The 24,481-nt window shown below is 51.7% G+C and carries 27 protein-coding genes and 1 tRNA gene; 22 read left to right on the top strand and 6 right to left on the bottom strand.

Annotated features, from left to right (window positions below; translation table 11 throughout):
* The first annotated feature begins 96 nt into the window (after positions 1–96).
* Complete coding sequence (locus tag C173_RS32430) at positions 97–465, top strand: hypothetical protein (protein WP_036733528.1); 369 nt, start codon at positions 97–99, stop codon at positions 463–465.
* Positions 466–665: 200 nt separating this feature from the next.
* The gene (locus C173_RS32435; RefSeq protein WP_036733531.1) at positions 666–2,921 is read left to right on the top strand and encodes an AraC family transcriptional regulator; all 2,256 of its coding nucleotides are present in this window, start codon (positions 666–668) and stop codon (positions 2,919–2,921) included.
* 141 nt (positions 2,922–3,062) lie between these two features.
* Here C173_RS32435 and C173_RS32440 read toward each other — a convergent pair whose 3' ends face one another.
* A complete protein-coding gene (locus C173_RS32440) occupies positions 3,063–3,947 on the bottom strand; it encodes a carbohydrate ABC transporter permease (RefSeq protein WP_036733534.1) in 885 nt (294 codons plus the stop codon).
* A 380-nt stretch (positions 3,948–4,327) separates the two neighbouring features.
* On the opposite strand from C173_RS32440, the gene C173_RS32445 reads away from it, so the two are divergent.
* From C173_RS32445 to C173_RS32455, 3 genes are read left to right on the top strand one after another with little or no spacing between them, the layout of a single operon-like run.
* The gene (locus C173_RS32445; RefSeq protein ID WP_081751444.1) at positions 4,328–5,185 is read left to right on the top strand and encodes an ABC transporter permease; all 858 of its coding nucleotides are present in this window, start codon (positions 4,328–4,330) and stop codon (positions 5,183–5,185) included.
* Positions 5,186–5,225: 40 nt separating this feature from the next.
* On the top strand, positions 5,226–6,728 hold the full coding sequence (locus C173_RS32450) for an extracellular solute-binding protein (protein WP_036733540.1): 1,503 nt from the start codon (positions 5,226–5,228) through the stop codon (positions 6,726–6,728).
* A gap of 55 nt (positions 6,729–6,783) precedes the next feature.
* On the top strand, positions 6,784–7,743 hold the full coding sequence (locus tag C173_RS32455; protein ID WP_036733543.1) for a pectinesterase family protein: 960 nt from the start codon (positions 6,784–6,786) through the stop codon (positions 7,741–7,743).
* A 104-nt stretch (positions 7,744–7,847) separates the two neighbouring features.
* Here C173_RS32455 and C173_RS32460 read toward each other — a convergent pair whose 3' ends face one another.
* From C173_RS32460 to C173_RS32470, 3 genes are all read right to left on the bottom strand, one after another.
* On the bottom strand, positions 7,848–8,135 hold the full coding sequence (locus C173_RS32460) for a YxcD family protein (RefSeq protein WP_036701193.1): 288 nt from the start codon (positions 8,133–8,135) through the stop codon (positions 7,848–7,850).
* Complete coding sequence (locus C173_RS32465) at positions 8,135–8,569, bottom strand: hypothetical protein (RefSeq protein ID WP_200869617.1); 435 nt, start codon at positions 8,567–8,569, stop codon at positions 8,135–8,137. The genes C173_RS32460 and C173_RS32465 overlap by 1 nt, the downstream gene beginning before the upstream one ends.
* A gap of 213 nt (positions 8,570–8,782) precedes the next feature.
* Complete coding sequence (locus tag C173_RS32470; RefSeq protein WP_036733547.1) at positions 8,783–9,346, bottom strand: beta-class carbonic anhydrase; 564 nt, start codon at positions 9,344–9,346, stop codon at positions 8,783–8,785.
* Between the two features lie 231 nt (positions 9,347–9,577).
* On the opposite strand from C173_RS32470, the gene C173_RS32475 reads away from it, so the two are divergent.
* The 10 genes from C173_RS32475 (at position 9,578) to C173_RS32515 (ending at position 17,104) form a co-directional block, all read left to right on the top strand.
* Positions 9,578–11,095, top strand: coding sequence for a carboxypeptidase M32 (locus C173_RS32475; RefSeq protein ID WP_036733550.1), 1,518 nt, complete (start codon positions 9,578–9,580; stop codon positions 11,093–11,095).
* Positions 11,096–11,237: 142 nt separating this feature from the next.
* Positions 11,238–11,885 (top strand): PAQR family membrane homeostasis protein TrhA, encoded by a 648-nt coding sequence (gene trhA / locus C173_RS32480; RefSeq protein WP_036733553.1) that lies wholly within the window; start codon positions 11,238–11,240, stop codon positions 11,883–11,885.
* Between the two features lie 170 nt (positions 11,886–12,055).
* The gene (locus tag C173_RS32485) at positions 12,056–12,412 is read left to right on the top strand and encodes a putative DNA-binding protein (protein ID WP_036733556.1); all 357 of its coding nucleotides are present in this window, start codon (positions 12,056–12,058) and stop codon (positions 12,410–12,412) included.
* A 21-nt stretch (positions 12,413–12,433) separates the two neighbouring features.
* On the top strand, positions 12,434–13,825 hold the full coding sequence (gene ffh, locus C173_RS32490) for a signal recognition particle protein (protein ID WP_036701200.1): 1,392 nt from the start codon (positions 12,434–12,436) through the stop codon (positions 13,823–13,825).
* Between the two features lie 335 nt (positions 13,826–14,160).
* Entirely contained in the window at positions 14,161–14,433 is a 273-nt protein-coding gene (rpsP, locus tag C173_RS32495) for a 30S ribosomal protein S16 (RefSeq protein ID WP_036701203.1), read from the top strand.
* 22 nt (positions 14,434–14,455) lie between these two features.
* Entirely contained in the window at positions 14,456–14,686 is a 231-nt protein-coding gene (locus C173_RS32500) for a KH domain-containing protein (protein WP_020432321.1), read from the top strand.
* 104 nt (positions 14,687–14,790) lie between these two features.
* A complete protein-coding gene (gene rimM / locus C173_RS32505) occupies positions 14,791–15,315 on the top strand; it encodes a ribosome maturation factor RimM (RefSeq protein WP_036733560.1) in 525 nt (174 codons plus the stop codon).
* On the top strand, positions 15,315–16,103 hold the full coding sequence (gene trmD / locus C173_RS32510) for a tRNA (guanosine(37)-N1)-methyltransferase TrmD (protein ID WP_036733614.1): 789 nt from the start codon (positions 15,315–15,317) through the stop codon (positions 16,101–16,103). Before rimM ends, trmD begins: the two co-directional genes overlap by 1 nt.
* A gap of 254 nt (positions 16,104–16,357) precedes the next feature.
* Positions 16,358–16,483 (top strand): hypothetical protein, encoded by a 126-nt coding sequence (locus C173_RS35440; protein ID WP_268748501.1) that lies wholly within the window; start codon positions 16,358–16,360, stop codon positions 16,481–16,483.
* A 547-nt stretch (positions 16,484–17,030) separates the two neighbouring features.
* Positions 17,031–17,104, top strand: a tRNA-Pro gene (locus C173_RS32515).
* A gap of 100 nt (positions 17,105–17,204) precedes the next feature.
* On the opposite strand, the gene C173_RS32520 is transcribed toward C173_RS32515, so the two are convergent.
* Positions 17,205–17,399 carry a hypothetical protein gene (locus C173_RS32520; RefSeq protein WP_036733564.1) on the bottom strand — a complete coding sequence of 65 codons (195 nt, stop codon included), beginning with the start codon at positions 17,397–17,399 and terminating at the stop codon, positions 17,205–17,207.
* Positions 17,400–17,628: 229 nt separating this feature from the next.
* On the opposite strand from C173_RS32520, the gene C173_RS32525 reads away from it, so the two are divergent.
* Positions 17,629–17,886 (top strand): hypothetical protein, encoded by a 258-nt coding sequence (locus C173_RS32525; protein WP_036733567.1) that lies wholly within the window; start codon positions 17,629–17,631, stop codon positions 17,884–17,886.
* A 75-nt stretch (positions 17,887–17,961) separates the two neighbouring features.
* Here C173_RS32525 and C173_RS33295 read toward each other — a convergent pair whose 3' ends face one another.
* Entirely contained in the window at positions 17,962–18,909 is a 948-nt protein-coding gene (locus tag C173_RS33295) for a hypothetical protein (protein WP_051478765.1), read from the bottom strand.
* A 189-nt stretch (positions 18,910–19,098) separates the two neighbouring features.
* Here C173_RS33295 and C173_RS32535 point away from each other — a divergent pair, with 189 nt between their 5' ends.
* From C173_RS32535 to C173_RS33300, 6 genes are all read left to right on the top strand, one after another.
* Complete coding sequence (locus tag C173_RS32535) at positions 19,099–19,482, top strand: hypothetical protein (protein ID WP_155991706.1); 384 nt, start codon at positions 19,099–19,101, stop codon at positions 19,480–19,482.
* 146 nt (positions 19,483–19,628) lie between these two features.
* Entirely contained in the window at positions 19,629–19,973 is a 345-nt protein-coding gene (gene rplS, locus C173_RS32540; RefSeq protein WP_036701215.1) for a 50S ribosomal protein L19, read from the top strand.
* 256 nt (positions 19,974–20,229) lie between these two features.
* The gene (gene lepB / locus C173_RS32545; protein ID WP_036733573.1) at positions 20,230–20,850 is read left to right on the top strand and encodes a signal peptidase I; all 621 of its coding nucleotides are present in this window, start codon (positions 20,230–20,232) and stop codon (positions 20,848–20,850) included.
* Positions 20,851–20,888: 38 nt separating this feature from the next.
* On the top strand, positions 20,889–21,752 hold the full coding sequence (gene ylqF / locus C173_RS32550) for a ribosome biogenesis GTPase YlqF (RefSeq protein ID WP_036733575.1): 864 nt from the start codon (positions 20,889–20,891) through the stop codon (positions 21,750–21,752).
* Between the two features lie 366 nt (positions 21,753–22,118).
* Complete coding sequence (locus tag C173_RS32555; RefSeq protein WP_081751445.1) at positions 22,119–22,736, top strand: ribonuclease HII; 618 nt, start codon at positions 22,119–22,121, stop codon at positions 22,734–22,736.
* A 167-nt stretch (positions 22,737–22,903) separates the two neighbouring features.
* Positions 22,904–24,481, top strand: a 1,578-nt coding sequence (locus C173_RS33300; protein WP_051478766.1) for a hypothetical protein, incomplete at its 3' end; no start/stop codon positions are given.

The following is a 24,481-nucleotide window of genomic DNA, read 5'->3' on the forward strand; positions in this document are numbered from 1 at the left end:
ATGTGGATCGAATGAACGGGGGGAGCAGGCTAGGCACACCGGACTGGGCAGGTGCATAGTATGAAGCAAATCCAATTACACGGAGGTCATGCACTTATGTCGACAACTTCTTCCGGCACGCAATCGCCGGTGATCTATCAGGCAGACCCTGCGGTGGTCCAGCATCTGAACGGGGTCCGCGATTCGCTTCACCAGTCCTGTAAGCCGTATCTGAATCATAAAGTGCAGGTGCAGACCCTTGACGGTCAGATGCATGAGGGTACGATTGCCGGTATGGACAGTAAGCATATGTATCTGGCTGTAACCATAGCCACAGATATGGGCCGCGGATATTACAATCCGTACTACAAGCCTTATCCAGGTCCGGGATATCCGGGCCCGGGCTACCCGTATCCCGGTACGGTGAACAGCAATGTGATTATGCCGCTGGTCTTGTTCGAGCTGCTGACGATTGCGTTACTCTAAGCAAGGCTCATAGCCTGGGTCATCATCGAGCTACAGCCCCACGTTGTGGGGTTGTTTTGTATGATCTACTGCGCTCAAGGAGAGGGCTGAACGGCTTCAACGAGACCTTTTGCCAATTGCACACGTGAAAATAATCATGGAACCGCATTCATGAAAGCGCTATAATTTAATAGAGTCTATCAAATCAAAGGGGAAACACAATGAGCAAAGGAAGAATGTTCTACGGCATCTTTATTCCTATATTAATCCTTGGCGTGGGACTGGTGGTCGGCTTCGGAAGCTATATCTACATCAGTACCATCGATTCAGTGGTCGGGCGGTTCTCCAGCAGCAAGCAGAGCTATATCGAGCAGATCAAGAACAATCTGGAGCACAAAATCCAAACGATAGAATACGCGTTCAATACCTATAGCACCACCAGCTCTTTTCAGGAGGTCGTGACCCATCCCATTACCGAGCAAGACTTCATCGCCTACCGGAATGTGAACTCACAGCTGAATTATATCGCCTCCATGGCGGCTGAAGGGACGGAATATTCGCTGATCAGTCTGGTGCAGAACTGGCAGATCCTGAATGAGAAGCTCAGCAATCTCAGCAGCGAGGAGGTCCGGCAGCTCCGGGAGCAGTATATCGAGAATCAGGAGCAGAGCCTCTTCTGGATGAAGACGGACAAGGGAATCCGGTTCGTGAATACACTGCCGGTGTTCTCCACTAAGAAGCAGGCGATTGCCTTATCCGACATTTCATTACATACCCTTAATGCCACGATAAGCAGCGGGGAAGATGCAGCTGTCTACATTTTGAACAAGCATGGTGAACTGATGTATGAATCTGATCCTGGTAATGTGCTGTTAGCCCCGGAGCAGTTCGGCCAGCTTGCCGGTACAATCAATTCCATGGAGGACAAGGGGGCGGTCCAGCAGGAGATGTCCGGCCGCGACAGTGTGAAGCTTATCTATGCCAAGTCCTCGTATAATAACTGGATCTATCTGACCGTGCTGGATCAGGCGGAGATTACCCGCTCTCTGGAGATGACCAAGTTCGGGATCTCCGCGATGGGGCTGCTGTTGATTCTCCTGATCTGGGTGGTGGCGTATATGATCTCCCAATATTTCACTAAGCCGATTGAGCAGCTTAAGCGCAGTCTGCCCGTTATTCCGCAGGTGAACTCCAGGAATGAGCTGGAATATATCCGGCATTCAATTGACACAATTATCTCGGAGAAGGCTTCGCTTGAGAGTCTGATCGAATCGGAAATGCCCCGGCTGGAGACGCAGCTGATCCTTAATCTGTTCCGCAGCCGCGTCTCGGCGGAGGAGCTGGAGCAGAGTCTGCTCCGGTTCGGGTATAACCTGTCAGAGAAGCACCGTTATGCTGCGATGCTGATTCAGCTGGACAGTCTGGGCGGCCGGGAGGCCTCGGACAAGGATGTCCTGCTGCTTGCCGTCAATAAGATGGTGGAGGAACTTATCCCAGCACAGCAGCGATTACAGCCTATTATCCTGAACGATGATACCCAGGCTACGATCCTGACCTTCGCCGGGACCAGTGATGCCGGGATGAATAAGGAAGTGACGGATTATGCGGCAGCTCTGCTGAAGGCGGTACGCGATTATCTGAAGGTGTCGATCAGCATCGGCATCAGCAACTTTTACAGCAATCTGCTGGAGAGCAAGGAAGCGGGGGAGATGAGCAAGCAGGCCCTGCATCAGCGGCTGAATCTGGGCAAGGAATCGATTATCTTCTATGAGGATATCTCCATGGTCGTCTCCGGTCCGGTGTCGCTGCATTATCCGGCAGAGCTGGAAACGCAATTGTTCAATGCCATCCGGCTGGGGGACAAGGAGCAGGTTACGGCTGCGCTCTATCCGTTCCTGGCGGAGCTGATGGGCAAGAATAAGAGCACCCTGAAATTCGAGGTCATGCTGGTGCGGCTCGTGAATAATCTGATCCAGCTGGAGCAGCATCTGGGAGTTAGTGTCCTGTTGACTCAGGATAACAATAAGCTGTATCACCGCCTGCTGGATATCCGCAATCCCGAAGAGATGGAGCGGATGCTGGTGCAGGAGGTTATTTACCCCATGATGTACAGCATGAAGGACAAGACCAGCCAGCAGTTCCGCTGTCTCTCGGATAAGATCACCGACATTGTGCATGCGGAATATGACCGTGAGCTTACGCTGGAGGGGATCGGCGAGCGGCTTCATTACAATCCGAATTATCTAAGCAGCATCTTCAAAAAAGAGTACGGCACCGCTTTCAGCGAATACCTCATGAACTACCGCCTGGAGATGGCCAAACGGTGGCTGACGGAGACGGATATGACGATCAGGGAGATTGCCGAGCGGCTGCAGTATCATAATCCGCAGAATTTCATCCGCTCCTTCCGCAAGAAGGAGCAGGTTACGCCTGGCGCTTACCGGAAGCTGAAGCAGGGGGAGCAGCAGATATTTTAGCAGGAATAGGGGCTTGGTTCAGGAGAGAGCTTGGATCAGGGGTTCATGCACAAACGGTACCGTCCTTGCTTCAAGGCGGTACCGTTTCTGTATATGTTCTAAAGTTCCGGTAGTTTCGGATGGATGCTGAACGGCGGGCCGTCAGCCTTTGACTGCTCCGAGCAGGGCGCCCTTGGTGAAATGCTTCTGGACAAAAGGATAAGCGGCCAGCATCGGCACCGTGGCGATGACAATGACCGCCATTTTGATCGTCTGGGCCGGCGGCACAATATCGACCGAGGTTCCCTCGGCCTGCATCCCGCTGGAGACAATGACGATCTGGCGCAGCAGCACCTGGATCGGCCATTTTGCCGAATCATTCATATAGAGGATCGCGTTCATGTACGTATTCCAGTAAGCAACCGCATAGAACAGGGAGATGGTGGCGATGGAAGGCAGGGCCAGCGGCAGCATGATCCGCATGAAGATTCCGAAGTCATTGCTTCCGTCGATCTTGGCCGACTCCTCCAGACTGTCAGGCAGCGCCTGGAAGAAGTTGCGCATGATAATCATGTTGAAGGCATTGACGGCAACCGGGAAGATGAGGGACCCGTACGAGTTGATCAGGCCGACACTTTTGACGACCAGGAAGGTGGGGATCATTCCGCCGCTGAACAGCATGGAGAAGACGACGATGAAGTTAATGGTATTGCGGGCAGGCAGGTATCTCCTGGACAAGCCGTAGGCCATCAGCGCGGTAAGCAGCATACTGACTACGGTTCCTGCAACAGTGACACCCACGGATACCCCGAGTCCCCGGAAGATGGTAGGCGTTGAGAGAATGTAGCGGTACGCATCCAGGGAGAAGGTAGTCGGGAATAAGATGAACCGCTTGGCCATGACCTCCTGGGTGGTAGCGAAGGAGCTGGCAATGATATTGATGAAGGGCAATAAGCAGACAAGCGCAATCAGAACGAGTACGGCTGTATTAACGAAGGTGAAGATCCTTCCGCCGACCGATTCTTTTCTACGTGAGCTATGGTTCATTCTGTGATCCTCCTCGGTTTTCAGTACCTCTTCACTGTAACAAGGAGCAGAAATTACGTATATAATCCGGGCATGAGGTGTTCGCAGACTTGCCTTGTGCAGCCCCGTCTCCGGAGATAATCATTAGCCTAGGCAGGTAATCCTCAGAGGAGATCTGATCGTCCTTAACCCCGCAGCCACGCGGGTTCTGTAAACGCTATCACATAATGATTATATACGTAATGTAAGAAATTTCTTACGCTGAGACCGTAACAGGAACGAGCAAAGGAGGCTGACATGTGAAAGCAACAAGCATCACCGCAACACCAAATCTGACTATCGAAAAGGGGAAAGGCGCACGCGCACTTACGGCTCTGAACAAATACAAGCTGCTGTATCTGATGATCCTGCCCGGGCTGCTGTATTTCATCATCTTCAAATATCTGCCCATGGGCGGGCTGATCATTGCATTCCAGAATTATCAGCCGTTCCAGGGAATTACCGGGAGTGAGTGGGTCGGCCTGAAGCATTTCATCCGTCTATTTACGGAGCCTACGTTCATGCAGCTGCTGCGCAACACCCTGATTCTGTTTGCCATGAACATTGTGATCTTCTTCCCGCTGCCGATTATTGTAGCCTTGATGCTGAACGAGTTGAAGGGACGCTATCTCAAGAACTGGATTCAGACAATTATCTACATCCCGCACTTCATGTCCTGGGTTATTATTGTCTCTATTACGTATGTGTTCCTGACGGTGGATGGTGGGGTCATCAATGAGCTGATCGCAAGTCTCGGCGGCAACAAAATCAGCTTCCTCACCTCTTCGGAGTGGCTGCGGACGATCTATATCCTGCAGATTATCTGGAAGGAGCTGGGGTGGTCGACCATTATCTATCTGGCAGCTATTACTGTAGTGGACCCGCAGCTCTATGAAGCCTCCGAGATGGACGGGGCCAGCCGTCTGCGCAAGACCTGGCATGTTACACTGCCGGCGATCCGTCCCGTGATTATTACCCTGCTGATTCTCAAAATCGGCAGCACGCTGGATCTCGGCTTCGAACATATGTATCTGCTGCTGAATTCGCTGAACCGCAGTGTCGCCGAGATTTTCGATACCTATATCTATACGGCGGGCCTCAAGAACGGGCAATTAAGCTTCAGCACCACGATAGGCTTGTTCAAGGGCGTTGTCGGGTTAATTCTTGTGATGCTCTCCAATAAGCTGGCCAAGAAGATGGGCGAAGACGGCGTGTATTAAGGCTAAGGCTACCTATTTCATCTACCAAAGGAGAAGTGTTATGAACAAAAGATGGGTCACTCTAATTGCAATCGCTACAATGGCTACCACTATGCTCTCGGCATGCGGCGGAGACAAGGAAGAGAAGAAGAATGCCGCACCAGAGGATCTGAACTCGAAGCTGGAAGTAAGCTGGCTGAATATTCTGCACACAGCTTCGCCGCCGACCGATACGATCAAATCGCTGCTTGAGGAATATACCAACAGTAAAATCACCTTCAACTGGGTACCTGATGCTTCCAAGGAAGAGCGGATCACTACGGCGCTGGCCTCGGGGGAGCTTGCAGACATTGTCACCCTGACCATGATGACGAATTCATCGGTTAGAAGCTCACTGAAATCAGGGCTGTTCTGGGATGTGGGCCCTTATCTCTCAGAGTTCAGTAATCTGGCGAAGATTGCTCCTGAGCTGAAGGAAGCGGCTTCGATTGAAGGCGTCCTCTACGGCGTTCCCTTCCAGAAGAATCTGGCGCGTTCCGGGCTGATCTTCCGCAAGGACTGGCTGGATAAGCTGGGTCTGCCGGTTCCGAAGACGCTGGATGAGGTGTATGAAGTGGCCAGAGCCTTCACAGAGGATGACCCGGATGGCAACGGTGTGAAGGACACGACAGGCTTCGGGGACAGATCAGAGCTGAAATACAGCAGCTTCAAAACACTAAGCTCCTATTTTGGCACGCCCAATGGCTGGAAGGTGGAGGATAGCGGCAAGTTTATCCCTGAATTCGATACTCAAGAGTATATCGACACGATGAATTTCTCCAGAAAGCTCTACGAGAACGGATACCTGGCGCAGGATTTCGCAGTTACAGCCAAAACAGACCAGCAGCAGCAATTCGCGCAGGGTAAAACCGGGATCTATACCGGTATGGTCGACATCTCCAGTCTGAGAACCCTGGCACAGGATCTTCAGCCTGGCATGGAGCTGGTGCCGGTGAACAAGATTTCTAATGGAGACGGGCAGTATCATATCTGGTCCGAGGGCAGCGGGATCGGCGGGTTGATGGCTTTTCCGAAATCCGAGGTGAAGACCGAAGCAGAGCTCAAGCGGCTGCTGAAGTTCGTCAATGACCTGATCGATGAGAAGGCGTTCATGCTGATGACCGGCGGGATTGAAGGCACCCATTATGAATATGATGAGAACGGCGCCTTCAAGATTCTGAACACCGAGCTGTGGCAGGCGGATGTGCAGCCTTTCTCCTCCAGCAGACCTAGTGAGATTGCCTATACACTTAAGGACGCGAACCCTGAGAAGCAGCTGGCCAATGAGCTGATCCGCGAGAATGACAAGTTCGCTGTGCTTGACCCCACCGTTCCGCTGGATTCGGCTACCAATAATGAGCAGGGAACGGAATTGCAAAAGATCATCACAGATGCTACCTTCAAATATATCATGGGCCAATCGGATGAGGCGGCCTTCAAGAAAGCCGTACAGACCTGGAAGGATTCGGGCGGAACCAAGATCACGGAAGAATATGAAGCTGCATACAAATTGACACAGAAGTAAGCAAGCAGGCAAGCTTTAAGTGAAGGCCAGAGTCTGAGAGGGGATGGGAAAAGGGATGCTGGTGGGCAAGGAGGGCTTTTGCGATTACTCTACCATTCAGGCGGCAGTCGATGCCCTGGAACGGCTGGACCCGGACACAGAGGCAACGCTCTACATTATGCCGGGAGTGTACAAGGAGGAGGTGCGGGTCTACCGCTCCTGTCTCCGTATCATCGGCATCGGACAAGTGGAGATCACGATGAACCGCTATGCCCGGGAGCAGGATGAGCAGGGGGAAGAGATCGGGACCTTTGCCACTCCCACCCTGTTCCTGGGCGGCAGGAAGCTGGTGCTGGAGAATCTGACCGTCTCCAATACAGCCGGACAAGGCAGCGAGGTGGGGCAGGCAGTGGCGGTGTACGCCCATTGTGATGAGGCGGTATTCCGAAATTGTACATTCAAGGGTCATCAGGACACGCTGTTCACCGGTCCGCTGCCGCCAGCCCCCAGAGAGCGCCTGTTGTTCGGCGGCGTTCCGCTGCGGGAGCATCATGCGCAGTACCGCCAGTTGTACCAGCACTGTTACATTGAGGGAACGGTAGATTATATCTTTGGCGGAGCAACGGCCTACTTCGAGCATTGTACGCTGCACAGCCTGCGGAATAGCGGAGGCCATGCAGGCTACATCACGGCTGCCTCCACTCCTGAAGGGCAGGCCTACGGCTACGTGTTCAATCAATGTTATCTGAGTGCTGAGCCGGGAACAGCGCCGGTATTCCTGGGCCGCCCATGGCGGGAGCATGCCAAGACTGCCTTTGTGGATTGCCGGATGGGCCAGCATATCCACCCCCAAGGCTGGGCTCATTGGGGCGAGCCTGCTAATGAGCAGACGGTCAGGTATGCGGAGTACACTTCTGAAGGAACTGCGGCGATTCTGCGGAAGCAGCGTGCGCCTTGGGCTGAGCTGCACGGAAGCGGCACTGCGCGGGCGGGCAGGGACGATGTACTGGCCGGATTCCTGACAGCAGAAGAATAAGCTATCTTGTGATTATCAGGCAATGATCATAAAAGGCAGTCACAATAAAAGGGCTGACCCCGCTACCCGGGGTCAGCCCTTTATTCAATCAAGTCTTGCAATGCTTACGTGTTCACAACCGCTGTAATCTCTTCATCCAGCTCCAGCCGTACATCTTCACGGTAGGCACGGATGCCGTATTCGCTGTGTACGTAGCGAAGGATGGATTCAATCATGTTGGACTCCACCAGATACTGGCTTCTTCCCTGTATCCAGACCTCTGCTGTGTAGCCGGTGTCCTCGTCCCAGCTAAGTTCCACCTGGACTTCCTCCACCCGTACAGCCTTGCGTTCCGCCATATGCAGGCAGATCGCATTGATAATCTCGTCCATGCTGAGAACGGTAACACCCATTAGTAGCGTCCGTCCCTTTCTTCCAGCCGGCGTCGTTCCTGTCTGCGCTTGAAGAAGGACATAATCAGCGTAATCACGAAGTAGATGGCCAGCATGTTAATCAGGAATCCGATGATATTTCCAAAAGCGCCCATACCGGCGAACATTCCGCCGAAGAGGAACCCGGCGATCCCACCGATCATCAGGCCTTTCATCAGGCTGCCGCCGCTGAAGAAGCCGCGGTTCGCATTCGCTGCAGTTCCGTTGGTGTTGCTTTTAGTGCTATCGCTTTTTTTCACATTATCGGTAGTCGATTTCTTCGGGGTCGTTGTGAATCCCCGGCTTCCTGATTTAAAGCCCCCGCCGCGGCGGGCATCTGCGAAGTCAGGAACAGTGACTGCGAAGAACAGTGTGAAGGCCATGACGATCATCATTACACGTTTCATTGGTTTCATTGAGTACGAGAACCTCCTAGAAGTATTGGTAACACCCAGTTTACCTGGCTGTTGCCCGGTAATACGCAAGGCGGAGGCTAAGGTTTCAATTTTTAAAATATAAGAATTTATATGTTTCATACGATAACTTTCACCCGGCATTGGCCCGGATACCCGGACACAAAAAAAGCGCGGGTCCGGGACCCGCGCAAACAGCAGTATTAGAGAGTTGCCTTAGTCCGCGTATCCGTCCGAGACAAGCTCAAGCGCTCCGGTAGCCGGATCGATGATCATGCCGTGAATAGGTACGTTTGGGGGGAGTAAGGGATGGCGCTTAATCAGCTCCACAGTCTGAATTACCCCTTCCTCGACGTTGTCAAACCCGCGCAGCCATTTGGTCAGCTTAATCCCTGAATTCTCCAGGGTACTGAGTACTTCCTCGGACACGCCGCGTTCCTTGATGGAGTTAATCATATGGTCAGCATTCAGGGAAGCCATGCCGCATTCATAATGGCCGACGACAATCACTTCGTCCGCGTCCAGTTCGTATAGCGCAACCATTACGCTGCGCATGACGCTCCCGAACGGCTGGGAGATGATGGCTCCGGCATTTTTGATGATTTTGACATCACCGTTCTTGAAATTCATTGCTTTGGGCAGAAGCTCAACAAGCCGTGTGTCCATACAGGTGATGATCAGCATTTTTTTATCCGGGAAGCGGCTGGTCAGATAGCTCTCATATGCTTTTTCCTCTACAAAATGCTTGTTGAACTCTAAAATGTCTGTAACCTGACTCATAAGCCATGTGCCTCCTTAAGATTAAACTGTAATTCATTGTACTGCGTCTTGCCGCGAACATAAAGGGCTTCCTGCAATCAAATATTGCAAAATCTAAGCGGAGTCTGTCTCCGCGCCTGTGAGCTGTTAACTACTTCAAATTTGAAGAGATACAGCCCGAATTTGATTATAACTATTTAAAAAAGTATCATCAATAGGAGTAGATAAAAAAACAAGGCAGGTGCTCAAAACATGGAAAAGCAGATCCAGGAAGAATGGGATAAATTCAGTGAGCTATTATCTAAAATCAAAGGCTATTATGAAGCAATTGGACTTCTGGGCTGGGATCTGCGTACAGGCGCGCCCCGCAAAGGTGTAGAGATCCGTTCCGCCACGCTGGGTATGCTGAGTGCAGAAGCATTCAGACTCCAGGTATCGGAGGAGGTCGGAGCGTTCACAGCATATTTCAGCCGCCCGGAAGTAGCGGAGCAGCTGGACAGCAATCAGAATAAGATTGTGAAGGATACCCGCAAGGAGTACCAGCGCAGCAAAAGCATTCCCTCCAAGACCTTCGAGGAATATTCGGTGCTCACCGCCCATGCGCAGACGATCTGGGAAGAGGCTAAGGATGATAATGATTTCGCCTCCTTCGAGCCTTATCTGACCAAGATTGTGGCCTTCAAACAAGAGTTCATTGATTATTGGGGTGTGCAAGGCTCGCGTTATGACACTTTGCTGGATATGTACGAGCCGGATTTGACCGTTGAGAAGGTGGATGCGATCTTCACCCGTCTGCGCAGCCGTCTTGTGCCGCTGGCCGAAGCGATCAATGCTTCGCCGAACAAGCCGGACACCGAATTCCTGAGCCAGATCTTCCCTAAGGAGCAGCAGGAGAAATTCGGCCTCTTCTTACTCGAACAGATGGGCTATGATTTCGAGGCAGGACGTCTGGATGAAAGTGTACATCCGTTCGCTACAGGGCTGAACCCCGGCGATGTCCGCATAACCACGAACTATCTGCTGGACAATGTGACCAGCTCCATCTTCAGCTCGCTGCATGAGGGCGGACATGCCCTGTACGAGCAGAATTTCGGTGAAGAGCTGATCGGTACACCTCTGGCACAGGGGGCCTCCATGGGAATCCATGAATCCCAGTCCAGACTGTGGGAGAATATGATCGGCCGCAGCCGGGCCTTCTGGCAGCGTTATTACGGCGATCTGCAGCAGCATTTCCCGGAGCAGCTTGCGAACGTGGAGATGGAAGACTTTTACCGGGCAATCAACAGTGTAGGCAATTCCTTCATCCGGATCGAAGCTGATGAGCTGACGTATAACCTGCATATTATTGTACGCTATGAGATTGAGAAGCTGATTTTCAACGAAGGGCTTGAAGTCAAGGATCTGCCTGAGACCTGGAACGCGAAGTATCAGGAATACTTAGGGATTACACCGCCTACGGATGCGCTTGGCGTACTGCAGGACGTTCATTGGTCCGGTGGAGACTTCGGCTATTTCGCTTCCTATTCCCTGGGTAACATGTATGCGGCCCAAATGCTGAACACCCTGCGTAAGGAACTGCCGGAATTCGAGGAGCTGATTGCCACTGGTAACCTGCTGCCGATCAAAGAATGGCTTACTGAAAAGGTATACCGCTACGGCCAGAGCCTGACCCCTTCGCAAATTATCGAGCAAGTCACAGGCGAACCGCTGAATCCCGATTATCTGGCGGATTATCTGGAAGCGAAGTATACCGAGCTCTACAAGCTATAGGACTTGAATTGCTGTAACAGCAAATGATGACTTCTTAAGCGATTGATTGTTGCAGAAGCCTGCCCTGAGGCGTCCGTAAGCTGGAAGGACTTCGGAGAAATGGCTATAATAGAAGGAAACCGCAAACGGAAGGAATCGTGGTATGGCAAATACTCACACTTACAGCCGCAAGGAAGAAGTAGCAAATGCGGTTACACACGGGATCGGCGCTCTATTAAGTATTGCTGCGCTGGTCCTGCTGATCGTATATGCTGTTCAGAACGGCACAGCCTGGCATGTAGTCAGTTTCTCCATTTACGGCGCTACTATGCTGATCCTGTATTTTAATTCAACGATGGTGCATAGTCTCAGAGACGGCAAGGCGAAGGACTTCTTTGAATTCCTTGACCACGCTTCGATCTACTTATTCATTGCCGGAACTTACACCCCGTTTATGCTGGTGGCGATTCGCGGACCGCTAGGCTGGACGTTATTCGGTATCGCTTGGGGAGTGGCGGTATTCGGTGTTTTCTTTAAGGCTTTTTTCGTCAAAAAATTCCTGTTCATGTCCACCGTCTTCTACATTGCGATGGGCTGGATGATCGTAATCGCCTGGAGCCCTCTGTCCCAGGCCGTCGCCAGCGGCGGGATGACTCTGCTGATGATTGGCGGACTGCTGTACACTCTGGGCACCGTGTTTTATGTATGGCGCGGCTTCCCGTACCATCATGCGATCTGGCATTTATTCGTGCTTGCGGGAACCGTTCTGCACTTCTTCGTTGTATTGTTATACATTCTCCCTATTCATTAATGCGGGAGGTATAGTGCCGTACTGCTGCAGGATTTCAGGGCGGGAATGCCGGTTTTGGGCAAAGAAAAAGATGACAAGTAAAAAGACTTGACATCTTTCTTTGTTTTCGGTATCATAAGGGACGTTGTGAAGCTGTAAAGTGTTTTTCCTTGACGAAGGGAGTGCCCTTGATGAGTCAGGAGAATAGGCTCGAGAAAACCAACCGGATCAACCTGTTATTTGCTTTCTATGAACGGCTGCTTACTGACAAGCAACAGACGTTTCTCAAATATTATTTCCATGATGATTTCTCCCTGGGGGAGATCGCAGCGGAATTTGAAATTAGCCGCCAGGCTGTGTACGAGCATATCAAGCGGGCGGAGCAGGTGCTTGAGAATTATGAAGAGAAGCTTGGACTCCTGTCCAAGCATGAAGACCGCAATAAGTACTTAGAAGAACTGCGCAGATTCCCTGACAGTGGAATGCTGCCGGAGCAATATAAGCAGCAATTCATGGAAATCATGGACCGGCTGCAGAGGTTAGAGTAGGAAGAAGGGAGCGAGCCGCCTATGGCATTTGAAGGATTAACCGGAAGATTGCAGAATGTGTTCAGCAAACTGCGCGGCAAAGGGAAAGTATCCGAAGATGACGTAAACGAAGCGATGCGTGAAGTGCGGCTGGCCCTTCTGGAAGCCGATGTTAACTTCAAGGTCGTCAAGGACTTCGTGTCCAAGGTGAAAGAGAAGTCTGTTGGTACGGAAGTGATGGACAGCTTCACGCCAGGCATGGTCATCATCGATATTGTTAACAAGGAACTGACGGAGCTGATGGGCGGAAGCCAGGCGAAGCTGGCTAAGTCGAACAAGCCGCCGACGGTCATCATGATGACGGGTCTGCAGGGCGCAGGGAAGACGACCACTTCCGGTAAGCTGGCGAAGCTGCTGCAGAAGGGCAACCACCGCCCGCTGCTCGTAGCCGCCGATATCTACCGCCCGGCTGCGATCAAGCAGCTGCAGGTGCTCGGAGAACAGATTAAGGTTCCTGTCTTCTCGCTGGGTGATCAGACGAGTCCGGTAGAGATTGCCAGACAAGGTGTTCAGCATGCGAAGGACAATAACCTGGATTATGTGATTATTGATACGGCAGGCCGCCTGCATATTGATGAAGAGCTGATGGAAGAGCTGAAGCAGATCCATAACGTTGTAACTCCGGATGAAGTGCTCCTGGTAGTCGATGCGATGACCGGTCAGGATGCCGTGAATGTGGCCGACAGCTTCAACAAGCAGCTGGAGCTTACCGGCGTAGTGCTTACGAAGCTTGACGGCGACACCCGTGGTGGTGCTGCATTATCCGTCAAGGCGGTCACCGGCTGCCCGATCAAATTCGCCGCTCTCGGCGAGAAGATTGATGCGCTGGAGCCTTTCCATCCCGAGCGGATGGCTTCGCGGATCCTCGGCATGGGCGACATGCTGTCGCTGATCGAGAAGGCTCAGGCTAACATCGATACCGAGAAAGCCAAGGAAATGGAACGTAAGATGCGTAATGCAGAGTTCACGTTCGATGATTTCCTGGAGCAGATGGATCAAGTGAAGAAGCTTGGCCCGATCGACCAGATTCTTGATATGCTGCCCGGCATGAATAAGGCCAAGGGCATGAAGGACCTGAAGGTGGACGATAAGCAGATGGGCCGCGTTGAAGCCATTGTTCATTCCATGACCAAGGCCGAGAAAGCCCAGCCTGAGATTATCAACCACAACCGCCGCAAGCGTATTGCGGCAGGCAGCGGTACCAACGTCGCTGAGGTGAACCGGCTCATCAAGCAATTCGATGAAATGCGCAAGATGATGAAGCAGTTCTCCGGCATGATGGGCGGCGGAGGCGGCAAAGGCGGCAAGAAGAACGCAATGAAGCAGCTCAAGGGCCTTGCCGGTAAAGGCGGAATGAAGTTCCCGTTCCGTTGACCTTAATCTTTACGGTATAATGTTTACCCCTAGATCTGATATAGTACAACATCAGAAGATCGAGTAATCTTTTGACCTTAATTTTTTGATCTTTTGACCTTGATCTTAATGTTTAAATCTCTTCCCCTCGTTACCAGGGAACGCCGCCAGTCAAGCGTATCCCGCAGGGAGGAAAAGCGGTCTTCCCCCGAACTCACCCAAGTCCCGCCAGTCTGAACGCCTACGCTAGTTGCACTTAGCGGGTGTCCAGAGGGCAGAGCCCTTGGGGCCCTCCCTTCGGGAAGGGAGGGTTTGGGAGGGATCGAAAACGATATTCTTTTAAGGAGGTGAATTTCGTGGCAGTACGTATTCGTTTGAAAAGAATGGGAGCACATAAAGCGCCTTTCTACCGTGTAGTGGTTTCCGATTCCCGGTCTCCTCGTGACGGCCGTTTTATCGAGGAAATCGGTTATTATAATCCGATCGAAGTACCGGCAGTCGTTAAGATTGACGAAGAGAAGGCTCTTAAATGGCTTCAGACAGGTGCACAAGCATCTGATACCGTCCGCAACCTGCTTTCCAAAGCTGGCGTGATGAAGAAGTTCCATGAGTCAAAGCTTCAGAAATAATGACTGATTGCGAGGGTCCTCTATGGAAGAATTAGTTGGTGTTATTGCTAAGGCTTTAGTGGATCATCCGGAGGATGTGGCCGTACGGACCGTGGAGAAGGATCACCTGATTGTCTATGAGCTCTCCGTGCATCCTGATGATGTCGGTAAGGTCATCGGCAAGCAGGGGCGGATCGCCAAAGCGCTTCGTACCGTAGTCACATCTGCAGCAGTCAAAAGTGATAAACGCGTTACCGTGGATATTTTATCTTAAGGATGCGCACAAGGAGGGGCTAGGGATAGTATATCCCGGCTCCTTTTTGTTGAAAATATAAGAATTTATAGACTGTACGCAATCAACGTGAAGGAGATGAACACATGACAGAAGAGTTAACCGTAGGCAGGCTGGTGAACACGCACGGCATTCGCGGGGAGATCAAAATCCTGTCGCATACCGATTTCCCGGAAGTGCGTTTCGCACCCGGCAACAAGCTGCTGCTGATTCCCGCAGACGGAAGCCCGAAATTCGAGGTTACGATCGAATCGGCGAGAGAGCACAAAGGGATGTATATCGCCAAGCTTAAGGGGTATACGAACATTAATGAGATCGAGAAATACAAAGGCAGCCTGCTCAAGGTGCCTAGTGATAATCTGGTTGAGTTGCCGGAGAACGAGTATTATTTCCACCAGATTGTAGGCTGCGAGGTTTACACGGATGAAGATGCCAGCCAGCCGCTGGGGACGATTACAGAGATTCTGCAGCCCGGGGCCAATGATGTCTGGGTAGTGAAGCCGAAGAAGGGCCAGGATATTCTGATTCCGGTTATTAACGATGTAGTGCTGGACGTCGATATTACAGCCAAAAAAATCACTGTGCACCTTATGGAAGGGCTGCTCCCATGATCCGTATCGACGTGCTGACGCTGTTCCCCGATATGTGTGAAGGCGTCTTCGGCACCAGCATTCTCGGTAAGGCCCGTGAGAAAGGCATTGCTTCACTGAACACGGTGAACTTCCGCGACTTCTCGGGCAACAAGCATAACAGCGTGGATGATACACCTTACGGCGGAGGGGGAGGCATGGTGCTGAAGCCTGACCCTATCTTCGCAGCGGTGGAGCATGTGCTGGCTCAGAGTAGCGCTGGAGGGGAGCAAGGGGAACACGGCAATACAGAGGCGGTGAAGCCGCGTATTATTCTGATGTGCCCCCAGGGCCGGACGTATAATCAACAGATCGCCGAAGAGCTGGCACAGGAACAGCATCTGATCTTCATCTGCGGTCATTATGAGGGCTATGACGAGCGAATCCGTGAGCATCTGGTGACGGACGAGCTGTCGATTGGCGACTATGTGCTGACCGGCGGTGAGCTCCCGGCTTTGACCGTCATTGATTCGGTAGTGCGGCTGCAGCCGGGGGCGCTGGGCAATGAGACCTCTGCAATCTCCGACTCCTTCAGCACCGGGCTGCTGGAGTACCCGCATTATACCCGCCCGGCAGAGTTCAGGGGCTGGAAGGTGCCGGACATGCTGCTCAGCGGACATCATGCCAATATCGTGGAATGGCGGCGCGAGCAGGCATTGCAGCGTACTCTCGAACGCAGGCCGGATCTGCTTGAGACCGCCGAGCTGACAGCGAAGGACAAGCAGACGCTGAAGCGGCTGCAGGAGCAGGCAAGCCTGGAGCAGAAATAAATGATAAATTTGGGCTTAAATAGAGTCATAGCTGGCGTCTTTTTAACGTATATTACGTTAGGGAGGCGTTTTTTGCTGTGTTCTGAGAACCGGGAACGGGAATTACGAACTAGAACGGATAGGCATAGAAGAAGTTTTGCCAGCGAAATAAATACGAGCAGATGTGCGTCAATACCCTTTTTCTAGGGTAATGAATAGAGGTGCCGCAAGTAGACATGCAGCTATAGACGCAGCTAGCTTAATTATCGAAAGGAATGACTGAAGTGACTACGAATACGCATGAATCATTCAAGCCAGCCGTGGACACTGTCCACAAGGAGGCGGAGCCGCTCCGCACGGTAAGTGATATTATTGATTTTTATAAGAATCGTAAATCGTAATCTTATAATCGAAGAAATGAATTAGACCTGGAAGCAGGTTCAATAGGCTCAGTAATACAGCAAATTCCACAAATAGCCGCTGAAGACAGACGAACCCCAGGTTCGCTGGCTTCGGCGGTTATTTGTTTGCCGGGTGCGAAGAGGGCGGGCAAACAAAAAAAGACCGTCCGAAGACGGTCTCTCTACCCGAGGCGCTAGTTTGTAACTTTGATCCGTATCCCGCGCCACCAAGACTTAATCATTCAGCCGTTGGTCCGGGTAAGGGATACGTTCAGCATGTCATGCTTGATGTGAACGCACCTCCTTTCCTTGTGCCAAGAGTATAGCACAGCCTTTACGGAAAATCCATTAAATTTTAATGAGATGAGAAAAAATATTGAACTCAATAAAAATACTGAACTCTATTTGAAACTGCTGAACTAGTGAGGTATATTTATAGTATAACAGTAAGTAACCGCTTACCGGCATATTATGCATTAGATTAACGTATGTTAATCGTAGGGATGCGGCAAACGTAAGTATGAAGTAATGGATTTATTTGCAATGTCGGGGTATAGCGCAGCCTGGTAGCGCGCACCCTTGGGGTGGGTGAGGTCGCAGGTTCAAATCCTGTTACTCCGATTATTCCGGTTTTCGCTAAAAACAAAAAACACTTCCGTCAGCGCATCACGCTCTGTAGGAAGTGTTTTTATTTAGATGATAAGATTCATGTGCTGTTAAGCTAGAACCTGCCCCTGTCACCATCCCGGCGGGTAAGCATGATGACTCCCGTGACCAGTGAATACAAGCCAACAACCATGAGCAATACAATGGCCCAAGTATAATTGCGCACCGTGTAGGTGAGCGAAGCGAAGATGATAAACCAGGCGATCCGCAGTACTCCTTCATTAATAAAACGTCTGCCTGCTGTACTCATGATTCCTGCCTCCTTATGGATTGTAGAAGATTGTTCACAACCGTAAGCGGTTCATTGATTTTGTTACTTTAATATTACCCCTTTTTACACAAAATTGATACACAATGTTCACAAGTTCTTCAATTCACAACTATTTTACATATAGACAATTGCTGCGTGACGATAGCCGTTACCGGCTTATCCCTCCCCTCATAAGATACAGAACCACGATTAAAGGAGGAAACAGCAGATGGAAGCTTATTATAATTGTCTTCATTGCAAGAATAAGCGTGTACGCATTATGACTACTGACGGCAAACGCCATGAAGGAATTATTGTGGATGTGGACCGGAATAATGTGTATCTGAAAACAAAAGGCAATGGCAGAATGCAAACTTCGGCCTTCTACCCGGGCGGTGCAGGGAACTACTATGGCGGATACTATGGCTACGGCAGCCAGATCCTTACCTTAAGCCTGTTCACGCTTCTGGCAATTGCGTTAATCTGACGATAGCCTGAACAACACAAAAAGTGGGCTCCTGGAAGTCAGGAAGGCCCACTTTTTGCGTCACTATAGGATGATCTAATTAACAGATATGGCTCCGATCTGCGTGGTTAACGATACCAGCGGACCGCCGCCGTTATAATCCTTGGGTGTACCGTTGTCGGCGCCGGAGATGTGGCCGAGCTCACTGCGGGCTTTGACCGTACATGCGGTTGATGCTGACAGATCGGCGGAGATTCTTCCAATATCGCTCTTGGCCTTGAGACTGCTGCCCTTTGTCATGCCGGATACCCCAAGCTCAATACTTCCCGTATTTGACTCCACACTGGACTTGCCTGTGAATATGGTGTCTTGAAGGATGATGCTGCCGACATTGCTGTTAATCTCAAAAGTTCCCTCAAGCCCGCGGAGCTGGACGGTGCCTACATTATTATCAATCTCAAACCGGTCAACGGTCTCTGGAATCCCGATTACATAATTAATGCTGAAGTTGGAATCCCCATACTCATGCTGCGCCCATTCCCAGAGATCCCTCTTCGAATTGCCTTCACCATGAGCAGAGACGATTAGAGCGTCTCCTTTATGTTCAATAGAAATTTCAGTATGATCCAGCACACCGGATACCAGCTTGTGGCCAGTCTGCTCATGGACAATGACGGTGGCCTGGACAGTAATCTCGTCACCTGAAGCGGGCACTACTGCGACTTCCCCCACTGCATTATCCAGCTTAAGAACGGAAGCCGAAGCAATAGGCAGGGAGGTGGAGAACTCCCGGCTGATTCCATTGGTGTTCATTTGCTCTTTAATCATACCTGCTGTGTTCTGGATGGCGTCACCGACAGCAGCACTGGCATCGCTGAGACTCTGCTTCACGGCTTCTGCCGCCTCCTGCTTGAAGCTGCCGGAGATCGTCTGCTCCATTTGGTTATCTGCCGCTTCCTTGCCGGGAAGCTCCCGGCAGCCGGTAAGTGCAATAGAAAACACGGCCATGGCTGCAATAATTGCTGTACTGTGATGTTTCTTCATTATATAGGCCCTCCTAAAGGCATGATTATTTGCTTATGTATACTCAGTATTATATATTATGGGAAAACACTGGATAACAGCCTGGCGGCGGGTTGTTCTACTGGACTATAGTCCAGTAAGCTTAGCTACTACATTTTAGAGAGGCATTATGGTACACTGTCGTTAGATGAAGGACCGGAAGAATGAAATGTGACAGCTGGAGGGCCGGCACGGAAGCAGACCCGGGAGACGGTCTGTTTACTATTTGGACTGAACAAGTCAGAGGGGCGGATGAGCCAAATGCAGTATGCAGCATTCCTGATCGTTGTGTTGGTGGGTGCAGTTGTCTATACCGTGTACCGCAGCCGGATAAGCCAAGAACAGTCTGAAGCGCCGAAGCAAGGGAAGGCCAGTAATGTGATTTCTATGGAAGGGCACCGTAGGGCCAAGCAGAATGCTGCGGATCAGCAGTGCTCCTCCTGTAAGAAGAAGAACGGCAAGCTGATTTTTTATGCCCAGGATGACGGAAGTGTGGTCGGACTCTGCAAGGACTGCAAGGTGAAGGCGAAGAAACGGGATATGCTGCCGCTTTAAATAATAAATATATGTTGCATGAGCCTGTCTTTTATGATAAAATTACTTCTGTTGTGTGGAATACGGTGGTCCTCTGCGGATAATGAGGGAGAGCAATGGCTCTCCGGAAGAGGCAAGAACACCTGTACGGAAGGAGGAAGTCCTTAATGAATATCCTACAAGCAATTACACAAGAGCAACTTCGTAAAGATATCCCGAGTTTTCGCCCGGGTGACACTTTGAAGGTGCATGTAAAAGTTATCGAAGGAACTCGTGAGCGTATCCAGCTGTTCGAAGGCGTTGTAATCAAACGTCGCGGCGGCGGTATCGGTGAGACTTTTACGGTTCGTAAAATCTCTTATGGTGTTGGTGTGGAAAGAACATTCCCAGTCAACTCCCCTAAACTCGAGAAAATCGAAGTGGCTCGCCGTGGTAAAGTGCGTCGTGCGAAGCTGTATTATCTTCGTGACCTGCGCGGTAAAGCTGCAAGAATTAAAGAAATTCGTCGCTAGAATAGTGACAAAGGAAAGGGGCTTGAATTCAAGCCCCTTTCGTTTATTTCTTGTGATTAAAGAATTTTGGATCCCCGCAAAGTACCTGAGTAAGCACGAAGTTAAAGCATCACTTTGTGGGGTTTTTAGACATATGTGCCTTAGGAACAGCTTCTCCGAAAAGGCCTCCTGAAGGAGTAATCGCGGGGGAGTTTTTGGCAGGAGCTTTTTTGTATTGTATAGTGGAGATAACAACTGATGGAGAGGACGGTGAACTATGCAGCAGGATTTGCAGCAAGGGCAAGGCGAAGTGATTGATTCTAACGGCCAGAGCCCCCGGAAGCCAAAGAATGAAGTCCTGGAATGGATTAAAGCGATAGCGATTGCATTGGTTCTGGTTATTCTAATACGCTGGCTTTTGTTCAAACCGTTTATCGTAGACGGCCCTTCCATGAAGCCTAACTTCCATACCGGAGAACGTGTGATTGTTAATGAAATTCTCTACGATATCCGCAAGCCGGAGCGCGGGGAAGTCATTGTGTTCCATGTGCCCTCTGAGGGCCGGGATTTCATTAAACGTGTCATTGGTGTGGCAGGCGATACAGTCACAGTTGAAGGGGATGTCGTTACAGTTAACGGAGAGCCTGTGAACGAGACGTATATCCAGAGCGCGATTGATGATGCACATAATAACAACATCTTGTACAACAATAAGAACTTCCCGAATGAGCAGTTTACGGACAACAAGGTGCCGGAAGGCCATGTGTTCGTAATGGGGGATAACCGCTCTGACAGTACGGACAGCCGGATGATCGGTTATGTGCCGCTGGGGGATATTGTCGGCCGTGCAGACCTTATTTTCTGGCCGGTGAAGAATATCTCATTGATAAATCATTAATTATTTTAAGCTGACAGAAGTCAAAGGAGGTGACGGCATTGGCCATTCAATGGTTTCCTGGTCATATGACGAGGGCTAGACGGCAAATCGAGGATAAGCTGAAGCTAATTGATGTTGCAATAGAACTGCTTGATTCCCGTCTGCCGATCTCGAGCCGCAATCCGATGATTGACGATATTTTGCGGGACAAGCCAAGGCTGATTATTCTGAACAAAGCGGATCTGGCCGATCCGGAAGCTACACGCAAGTGGCTGGCTTACTTCAAGGCGCAGGGTCATGTTGCCTATCCGGTAGATGCTTCTACTGGCACCGGGATTAAAGAAATTCCGGAGCAGGTGAAGCTGCTGCTGAAGGACAAGATCGACCGGCAAATTGCCAAGGGCATGAATCCGCGTGCGATGCGGGCACTGATTGTGGGCATTCCCAACGTAGGCAAATCGACTCTCATTAACCGGATGGCTGGAAAAAATATTGCGATTACCGGTGACCGTCCTGGGGTTACCAAGGGCCAGCAATGGATTAAGACCGGCGGCAGTCTGGAACTGCTGGATACGCCAGGGATTCTCTGGCCGAAATTCGAGGACCAGACGGTAGGCTATAAGCTGGCAGTAACCGGGGCCATTAAGGAAGAGATCCTGAATATTGAGGATATCGCTTATTATGCGGTGAAGTATCTGGTGAAGGATTACGGAAGCCGGTTCCAGGAACGCTTCGATATCAGTAAGCTGCCGGAGGACTTAGAGAACCCGGACGAAATCGTGGCTGTTATGGAAGCAGTCGGGCGTAAGCGCGGTTGTCTGATGAGCGGTGGCCGAGTAGATCTGGAGAAGGCTTCACGCGCGCTACTGCATGAGCTTCGTGCAGGGAAGCTTGGACGTTTCACGCTGGAGACACCTGAATAGTAGAATGGAATGTGGAATGGAAGAGCCATCCGTGAATGTGGGGTGGCTCTTTTTTTGCGTGTAGACGGGGAATAGGGCAGCGTAGCAGATGTGTTGTATGAAATGCAGGAATGTCCTCGTTTAGTCAGCTTGAGGGAAGAGAAATGCTGTTATTCATACAACTTTTTTGGATTTGCGCAGTATTAATGAAGGGATTGTTGTATTCAGTGCAGAATTTTAAGATTCTGAGACTGGGATTGGATGGAAATGAGTGCAAGTTCGAAGTTCTTATGGGATTCGAATTCTGTCATATATTCGTAGGAAGATCATAGATGTGGCTTACTTTAATTTTAATGGGCAGGTGGAGAGACAGTGAGTGAGATCGATATGCTTGGGTATGAAAAAGAAGGCTGGGAACAATCCTTCCGTCACATCGCAGGTGTGGATGAAGTGGGGCGGGGCTGTTTGTTCGGAGATGTGGTGGCCGCAGCGGTAATTTTGCCGGCTGGGCTGATTATTGAGGGTGTGGATGACTCCAAGAAGCTGACGGCCAAAAAGCGGGATGCTCTGTATGAGACCATTATGGAGCAGGCGCTGGCGGTAAGCTTAGGGCATGTGGAGGCGGCGGTGATCGATGAAATTAATATTAAGCAGGCTTCGCGTCTGGCGATGCGCCTGGCGGTAGAGGGATTAAGCCAGCAGCCGGACTATATGCTGATTGATGCGGAGAAGGTGGACCTGCCCTTGCCGCAGCGTGCCATCATTAAAGGGGATGCCAACAGCCAGTCGATTGCTGCCGCCTCCATTGTAGCCAAGGTGACACGTGACCGGCTCTGTGAGGGCTTGTGGGAGGAATTATACCCGGATTACGGGATCAAAGTACATAAAGGATATGCTACCAAGCTGCACCGTGAACAGATCAAGGCACTGGGTGTAACTCCGATGCACCGGCGCAGCTTCATCGGTAATATTCTTGCCGAGCAGGAACAGTTGTCTTTATTCTAAAAATATAAGAATGTATGGTTTCACGTCTACATTATCCTTCTATTTCTCGCTGAAACGGCGCCGTCCTCTAAAAGGATGGCATAGCAGTTTCCACTTGGCGTATCATCCCGATAATCACAAATGAAGGCGAAATACCGATATAAATAGAAAGAAGGGAGGCGGACAACATGAACATCGGATCACTGGTTCGCGGTTTGCTTGGCGACAGCAAGGCGGGGGAGGCCAAATCTGTAGAGCTTAAGGAAGGTCAGGTTGTTCGCGGCGTTGTGCTAAGCGTATCCGATTCCGGAAAAGAAGCTGTGGTGCAGATTCAGGGAACGCCGGTACGGGCTGAACTGGAAACACCGCTGGCACCCGGTCAGACGCTTAACCTGCAGGTGGGAGCACCAGGAGAAGGCGGCTTGCCGGTGCTTAAGCCGGTCTCTCTGGGGGAGGCGGCTATGGTCTCGCCGCAGAGTATGGGCGAGGCGCTGGAGTCGCTTGGACTTGCCAATTCCAAGGCGGGACGGGAGATTGTTCAAGCGATGCAGGCCGGAGGGCTGGCCTTCACCAAGGAGACTGCAGCGAAGCTGGACGCAGTCATGAATGCCAAACCTCCCGGTGTCCCTGCCTCAGAGTGGCTGGAGGCGGCTGTAATCTCAGTGAAGCGTGGTTTGCCTGTAACGGCTGAGACGGTGAAGGGGCTGCAGCAGGCTGTATTCGGACCGAAGCTGCATGATCTGCTGGCGAAGCTGGAGACTGCGCTGAACGTCTGGGTGCAGCAAGGTGCTGACGGCGACGGATCAGGTCAAGCTACGGGGAATAGCAGACCTGCGGGAGGGCTGCTGACAGGCGGAGTGAATACCGGTCTAGCTGGCAATACCCCAGCAGCCGGTGCTCTTCCGGGAGGAGCTGCCGGGGCGAATGCTCAGACAGGACAGACCGGTAATGCGGGCACTTCTCAGGCTGGGGGTGCTAATGGACAAGCTGCATTAGTACCAGCGGGAGATGCGGAGCCGGCAGGAAGCGGGAACACTGCGGGTGCGCGTGGTGAAGGCGCAGGGAATGCGGTTGGAATGCGTGAAGGAGCAGGGAACGTGGCTGGAATGCGTGAAGGAGCAGGGAACGTGGCTGGAATGCGTGAAGGAGCAGGGAACGTGGCTGGAATGCGTGAAGGTCCTGGTGCCGTAGCGGGAACGCGAGAAGGAGCGGGGAACGCGGCTGGAATGCGTGAAGGTGCTGGTGCCGTAGCGGGAACGCGCGAAGGAGCAGGGAACGTAGCGGGAGCGCGTGAGGGTGCAGGAATCGCTGCTGGAGCGCGAGAAGGAGCGGGGAACGCAGCTGGAGTGCGAGAAAGCGCAGGGAATGCGGCAGGAGCACGTGAGAGTGCGGGAATCGCAGCTGGAGTGCGTGAGGGCGCAGGGAACACGGCAGGAACGCGTGAAGTGGCGGGGAACGCAGCTGGAGTGCGAGAAAGCGCAGGGAACGCGGCAGGAGCACGTGAGAGTGCGGGAATCGCAGCTGGAGTGCGAGAAAGCGCAGGGAACGCGGCAGGAGCGCGCGAAGGTGCGGGAATTGCAGCTGGAGTGCGTGAGGGCGCGGGCGTTGCCGCGCAGGCGCAGAGCGCTGCGGGGCCGGCCCTGCTCGCGAAGCTGCAGGGCGTGCTCTCCGAGCTGCGCGGCACTCTGCCGCAGCTCGCCGAAGCGCCGCCCGCCTCCGGCGCGGCGGGCGGCAGTGCACCCCCTGCGGCTGCGCAGCCGCAGGGG

Origin of the sequence: Paenibacillus sp. FSL R7-277, assembly GCF_000517965.1 — a bacterium.
Classification (GTDB): Bacteria; Bacillota; Bacilli; order Paenibacillales; family Paenibacillaceae; genus Paenibacillus_AQ; species Paenibacillus_AQ silagei.